The 6,878-nt window shown below is 70.8% G+C and carries 2 protein-coding genes; one reads left to right on the forward strand and one right to left on the reverse strand.

What is annotated here, in order from left to right; genetic code table 11:
- Positions 1-4,552 (reverse strand): beta-ketoacyl synthase N-terminal-like domain-containing protein (locus tag ACFQ87_RS08860; protein ID WP_380609917.1); only part of this gene is annotated, 4,552 nt, incomplete at its 3' end.
- A 968-nt stretch (positions 4,553-5,520) separates the two neighbouring features.
- Between ACFQ87_RS08860 and ACFQ87_RS08865 the strand changes: the two genes are divergently transcribed.
- A complete protein-coding gene (locus tag ACFQ87_RS08865; RefSeq protein ID WP_380609918.1) occupies positions 5,521-6,744 on the forward strand; it encodes a cytochrome P450 in 1,224 nt (407 codons plus the stop codon).
- Positions 6,745-6,878 lie beyond the last annotated feature (134 nt).

The raw sequence follows: 6,878 nt of genomic DNA on the forward strand, positions 1-6,878 counted from the left end.
CCAACGACCGCAGACCGGCCAGCGCACCCTCCCGATCCCCGGCCACCACCACACCACGGTGCTCCAACACCGCACGCGACGACACCAGCGAGAACGCCACGTCCGCATCGCGCAGATCAGCGGAGCCCTCGACGAACGCCGCCAACCGCTCGGCCTGCGCCCGCAGCGCGCCCTCGGTCTTCCCCGAGACCACCCACGGCACCACCGGCAGCGAGGACGCGACCAGCCCCTCGGCCGAACCCTCGGCCGAACCCTCGGACGAACCCTCGGACGCGTCGACAGGAGCCTGCTCCAGGATCACGTGCGCATTCGTGCCGCTCACCCCGAACGAGGAGACACCCGCCCGACGCGGACCCCCGGTCTCCGGCCAGTCCCGCGCCTCGGTCAGCAGCTCCACCGCACCCGCCGACCAGTCCACATGCGAGGTCGGCTCGTCCACGTGCAACGTCCGCGGCAGCACACCGTGCCGCATCGCCATCACCATCTTGATCACACCGGCCACGCCCGCCGCGTACTGGGTGTGGCCGACGTTCGACTTCAACGACCCCAGCCACAGCGGACGGTCGGACGAGTGTCCCTGACCGTAGGTGGCGAGCAGCGCCTGTGCCTCGATCGGGTCACCCAGCGTGGTGCCCGTCCCGTGCGCCTCCACCGCGTCGACCTGGTCGACCGTCAACCCGGCGTTGGCCAGCGCGGCCCGGATCACCCGCTGCTGCGACGGGCCGTTCGGCGCCGTCAGACCGTTCGACGCGCCGTCCTGGTTCACCGCGATGCCCCGCACCACCGCCAGCACGGGGTGGCCGTTGCGCCGGGCGTCGGAGAGCCGCTCCACCATGAGCACGCCCGCACCCTCGCCCCAGCCGGTGCCGTCGGCCGCGGCCGCGAAGGACTTGCAGCGGCCGTCGGCGGCCAGGCCGCGCTGGCGGGAGAACTCCACGAACATGCCCGCGCTGGCCATCACCGTGACGCCGCCGGCCAACGCCAGGTCGCACTCGCCCTGGCGCAGCGACTGCACCGCCAGGTGCAGGGCCACCAGCGACGACGAACACGCCGTGTCCACCGTCACCGCCGGCCCCTCCAGACCGAACGAGTAGGAAATCCGGCCCGAGTTGACGCTGCTGTTGGTGCCGGTGAGGACGTAGCCCTGGAGGGCGGAGTCCTCGTGCATGCGCGGCCCGTAGTCCATCGCCGTGGCCCCGACGAAGACGCCCGTCCGGCTACCGTGCAGCGAGGAGGGGTCGATCCCGGCCCGCTCGATCGCCTCCCACGAGGTCTCCAGCAGCAGGCGCTGCTGGGGGTCCATCGACAGCGCCTCGCGCGGCGAGATCCCGAAGAAGGCCGCGTCGAAGTCGGCCGCCGCGTCCAGGAAGGCACCGTCGCGGGTGTACGACCGACCAGTCCGCTCCGGGTCCGGGTCGTAGAGGCTCTCGACGTCCCAGCCGCGGTCCAGCGGCCAGCCCGAGACGGCGTCCCGGCCCGCGGCGAGCAGTGCCCACAGGTCCTCGGGCGAGTTCACGCCGCCGGGGAGCCGGCAGCCCATGCCGACGATCGCGATGGGCTCGTCGGTCACCGAGCGCTCCACCGCCCCGGCGGGCTCGGCGGGCGATCCGAGCGCCTGGGCGTGCAGGTGACCGGCGAGGACCGCGGGCGTCGGGTAGTCGAAGAGCAGCGTCGCCGGCAGCGCCTGCCCGACGGCCGCACCGAGGCGGTTGCGCAGCTCGACGGACATGAAGGAGTCGAAGCCGAGTTCCTTGAAGGTCAGTCGACTGTCCACCGTGTCGGGGCCGTCCTGGCCGAGGACGACGGCGGCGTGGGCGCACACCTGTCGCAGCAGCTGCTGCTCGTCCGGCACCGCGGCCGTCGCGGCGCCGAGGGGCTCGCCGGCGGCCTCGGCGCCCGTCGTGCTCTGGGCGGCCGACGTCACCGGGGGTACCGGCGCGTCATCCAGCCAGTACGTGTTGCGCTGGAACGCGTAGCTGGGCAGGTGCACCGGCCGGGCCGGGCCGAAGACGGCGTCCCAGTCCAACTCCGCGCCTCGGACCGCCAGTTCGGCCAGCGAGCTGAGTACCCGGCCCAGCGAACCGTCATCACGGCGGGTCGAGGGAACGACGACGGCCGACTCGCCGACCGCCTCGATGGTCTCCTGAACCCCCATGGCCAGTACCGGGTGCGGACTGACCTCGACGAACACGCGGTGCCCCTCCCGCAGGAGCGCCCGGGTGGCCGCCTCGAACTGCACCGTGCGGCGCAGGTTGGTGTACCAGTACTCCGCGTCCATCTCGCCGGGCTCCAGCCAGCGTCCGGTGGTAGTGGACAGCATCGGGATCCGGGCCGCCTGCGGCTCGATCGGGGCGAGGTCGGTCGACAGCCGCTCGCGGATGGCCTCCACGTGGGCCGAGTGCGAGGCGTAGTCCACCGGGATCCGGCGGGCCCGGACGCCCTGCCCGGACAGCTTGGCGACGAACCGGTCGATCGATTCCGAGTCGCCGGAGACCACGGTGGAGCGCGGACCGTTAACCGCGGCGACCGCCAGCCGGTCGCCGAACTCCTCGAGCAGCGGGCGCAGTTCCGCTTCGCCGAGGGCAGCCGAGGCCATCCCGCCCGGTCCGGCGAGAACGGTCAGCGCCTGGGCGCGCAGCGCGACGACGCGGGCCGCGTCCGCCAGCGACAGGGCACCGACGACGCAGGCGGCCGCGATCTCGCCCTGGCTGTGGCCGACCACCGCGGCGGGCCGTACGCCCAGGGACTGCCAGAGCGCGGCGAGGGACACCATGACCGCGAAGAGCACGGGCTGCACCACGTCGACCCGCTCCAGCGAGGGCGCTCCCGGCGCACCGCGGAGCACCTCCAGCAGCGACCAGTCGACGTGGGGCCGCAGGGCTTTCTCGCACTCCTGCATCCGCTCGTTGAACACCGTTGAGGACGCCAGGAGTTCGGTAGCCATGCCGATCCACTGCGAGCCCTGGCCCGGGAAGACGAACACCGTCCCGCCCTGGGCGTCGGCCTGCCCGGTGGCCAGGCCCGCGCGGATCTCGCCCGCGGCCAGTGCGTCGAGCCCGGCGCAGAGTTCCGTCCGGTTGGCCGCCAGCACCACGGCACGGTGGCGGAAGGCGGTCCGGGTGGCCACCAGCGAGTGGCCGAGGTCCGCCAACTCGACGTCGGCATCCCGGAGTCGGCTGCCCAGCCGGTCAGCCTGGGCGCGCAGGGCCGACGTCGTACGGCCACTGACCAGAAACGGCAGCGGGCCGTCCGGCCGGGAGTCGGCGGGAGCGGGCCGGGACGTCGGCTCGACCGCGCCGGGGGCCTCGGACACCACCAGGTGGCAGTTGGTCCCGCCCACGCCGAAGGAGCTGACCCCTGCCACCAGCGGACGGTCCGGGTGAGGCCAGCCTGCCAGCCGGTCCTGCACCTTCAACCGCAGTTCGGCGAACGGGATTTCTGGGTTTGGGACGTCGTAGTTGAGGCTGGGCGGCAGCTCCCGGTGCCGGATCGCCAGCACGGTCTTCAGCAGGCCCGCGATGCCCGCCGCGCCCTCCAGGTGGCCGAGGTTGGTCTTCACCGAGCCCACGGCCAGCGGGGCCGTCCGTCCGTCCGCCGTGCCGTAGGCGGCGCCCAGTGCCGCCGCTTCGACGGGGTCGCCCACCTTGGTCCCGGTGCCGTGCAGTTCCACGTAGCCGACGACGGCCGGGTCGACCCCGGCCTGTCGGCAGGCCTCGGTCAGCACGGCTTGCTGTGCGACCGGGTTGGGCACCGTCAGGCCGCCGTCACCGGAGCCATCGTTGTTGACGGCACCGCCGCGGATGACCGCCAGTACGGTGTCACCGTCGGCCAGCGCCTGCCGGTAGGGCTTGAGCACCACCAGGCCGGCGCCCTCGCCGCGCACGAAGCCGTTGGCCCGGGAGTCGAAGGTGAAGCAGCGTCCGTCCGGGGAGAGCCCGCCGAACCGGTCCATGACCAGGGCGCTTTCGGGCGCCAGGTTCAGGTGCACACCGCCCGCCAGCGCGATGCTCGACTCCCCCTTGCGCAGGCTCTCGCAGGCCAGTTGGACCGCGACCAGCGAGGAGGACTGGCCCGTGTCCACCACCAGACTCGGGCCGTGGAATCCGAGGGTGTAGGAGATGCGGTTGGCGATGATGCTGCGGTGCAGACCGGTCAGGCTGTGGTGGCCGACCGCTCGGCCTCCGCGCCGGTGCAGCAGGGTCGCGTAGTCGTCCCGGATCGCCCCGGCGAAGACTCCGACCTGCTTCGAACGCAGCCGCTCCGGGACGATCCCGGCGTGCTCCAGAGCCTCCCAGGCCAGTTCCAGCATCAGGCGCTGCTGGGGGTCCATGGCCGCTGCCTCGCGCGGCGAGATGCCGAAGAAGGCGGAGTCGAACTCCCTTGTGCTGTCCAGGAATGCGCCCCACTCGGCGCCCGAGGTCAGCGGCTCCCCGGCCTCGTCCTCCGGCACGGCACGACGGTCCTCGGGCACCCGCCCGATGCTGCTGCCGCCCTCGCGCAGCAGTCGCCACAGCGCGTTCGGGTCCGCCGCGCCAGGCAGCCGGCATGCCATCCCGATGACGGCGATCCAGTTGTCCTGCTGTGTCGAGGTCGCCTGACCGGCTACACGGGACCCGCTCAATTTCAGCCACACTCCGCAGAAGGACAAGGAAAACCGACGGACACTCAGACGAGTCCCCGCTCTCCGCACACTGATGCTGCTCATCGCATCGCCCGCACGGCGAAGTCCAGTGCGGAGAACGGCGATTCGCTCTACTGACCAACCTTCACAAGACGGCAGGCGCCGTCACGTCATGAATACGCGCATATCCGTCCACACCCGGAACATCAAGAGGGAACCATTCGCCCTGAGTCCATGCAGAGGCTTGGGGCTGGCAAAGCCCGGCCCCTTACATGACAGCCGATCAGGAAAAGCACGATTCGGCGACAAGCCGGACACACATGCGCCCGGGTCTAGCGGACGGATGACTCCGCGCCGGAGCGGCCGTCGATCCAGCCGCGAACGCCGTGAAGTGAAGGTGAACAACGATCAGAAATGCAGGATCCAAGCCCTGTCATGAATCAAACCCCCGTGATGAGTGCTCTGTGCACTTGCGTACGAACGTACCCCCGGCTCAGGACGCCAGGCAAGTGTGATCTACGCCTCCCGACCGGGTACCAACCGCTCCGGACCAGCCAGAACGTGACCGGAGTCGGGCTCATCTGCCACCCTCGACCGGCTCTCGGCATACGAATGGAACCAAGGCCGCCAGTTCACTTCCGCTTCAGTCAACTTGGGGTACTCTCTGCCGGGATCCGGTGTCACCGGGCCGTCAACGACGCCGCCACGTGCTGCGGGCGCTGTTCATGCGCCTCGGGGCTGGATCGACAGTTCATCAGGGAAGTTCAATCGGGGGCGCGATCGGTGCCGAACTTCTCTCCGCACGCCGGGACCCGTCCCTTCCACGAGCACTGATCGGGATGCGCTGCTCTCGACTTCCCCGCTTGCGCCGAACTGGCCCAAATCATCGAGGAGTTTACATGAGTGACACTGCGGACCAGCTTCTTGCCTATCCCTTCAAGGGCGAAGCCTGTCCTTATGATGTGCCCGCCGGCTACAAGCACTTGCAGGAAAAGGGGCCGATCAACAGAGTCACCTTCCTGGACGGGAGCGAGGGCTGGGTGGTGACGGGGCACGAGGAGGCGCGCGCCCTGCTCTCCGACCCCCGGATCTCCGCCGACCGCAGCAACCCGAACTTCCCGCAGACCGCCAAGTACGCGCCCGGCATGCCGCCGGTCACCACGAACGACCCCATGCCGCGGGAGGAGCGGACCTTCAGCTACATGGACGGCGAGGAGCACAGCTCCCAACGGCGTCTGGTCATCCCGAGCTTCACCGTCCGTCAGGTGAAGGCCATGCGCCCGTTGATGCAGCAGGTCGCCGACGAGCTGATCGACAAGATGGTGGCCACCGGGTCGCCGGTCGACCTCATCTCCGCGTACGCGGCACCGTTCTCCCCCACTATGCTCACGCACATCCTGGGCATTCCCGAGGCGGAGCGCGAGTTCTTCCAGCAGCGCGTCCAGTCGCTCGCCGCTCCCATGGAGCACATGATGCCGGCGCTCCTCGACCTCGCCGGCTACCTCCCCGGCCTGCTGGAGAAGAAGACGGCGGAACCGGGTCAGGACCTGCTCAGCAGCCTCGTGTCCAGGAGCGAGGACGGCACGGCAGAGCTCACCCCACAGAACCTCCTGAACACCACCATGCTCGTGCTGATCTCGGGCAACGAGTCCAGCATGACGATGATCTCCCTCGGCGTTCTAGCGCTGCTGGACAACCCCGAGCAGCTGGCCGCCTTCCGGGCCAACCCGGAGCTCGCCCCCAGCCTGGTGCAGGAGCTGCTGCGGTACCTGTCCGTCGGCGGCTCCGCGCTGCGGGTGGCCACCGAGGACATCGAGATCGGCGACCGGCTGATCCGCGCCGGCGAGGGCGTGGTCATCGGGATCAAGGCGGCGAACCGCGACCCGAAGGCCTTCCCGGACCCCGAGGCGCTCGACGTGCGGCGGGGCGACAACCAGCACATCGCCTTCAGCCACGGCCCGCACACCTGCGTGGCGCAGAACTTCGCCACCGCGCTGTTGGAGACGGCGTTCACCACGCTCTTCGCCCGCCTCCCGGAGCTGCGCCTCGCCGTACCGCGCGAGGAGCTGCCGGTCGGCGGCATGGGGCTCTGGCGCGTCACCGAGCTGCCCGTGACCTGGTAACTCCGGTGACCACGGGCACCGCCTGGTGAGAAGGGCTGTGGGGGGGGAGGGGGGGGGGGGGCGCCCCCACAAACCCCCCCCCCCCCCCCCCCCCCCCCCCCGCCAAACAGATCCCCACCCCACCAAACAACCCC

The organism is Kitasatospora sp. NPDC056531 (genome assembly GCF_042794375.1).
GTDB lineage: Bacteria > Actinomycetota > Actinomycetes > Streptomycetales > Streptomycetaceae > Kitasatospora.

Coding starts and splice junctions, on each gene's coding strand:
- ACFQ87_RS08865 (WP_380609918.1), top strand. CDS start 5,521: ATGAGTGACACTGCGGACCAGCTTCTTGCCTATCCCTTCAAGGGCGAA.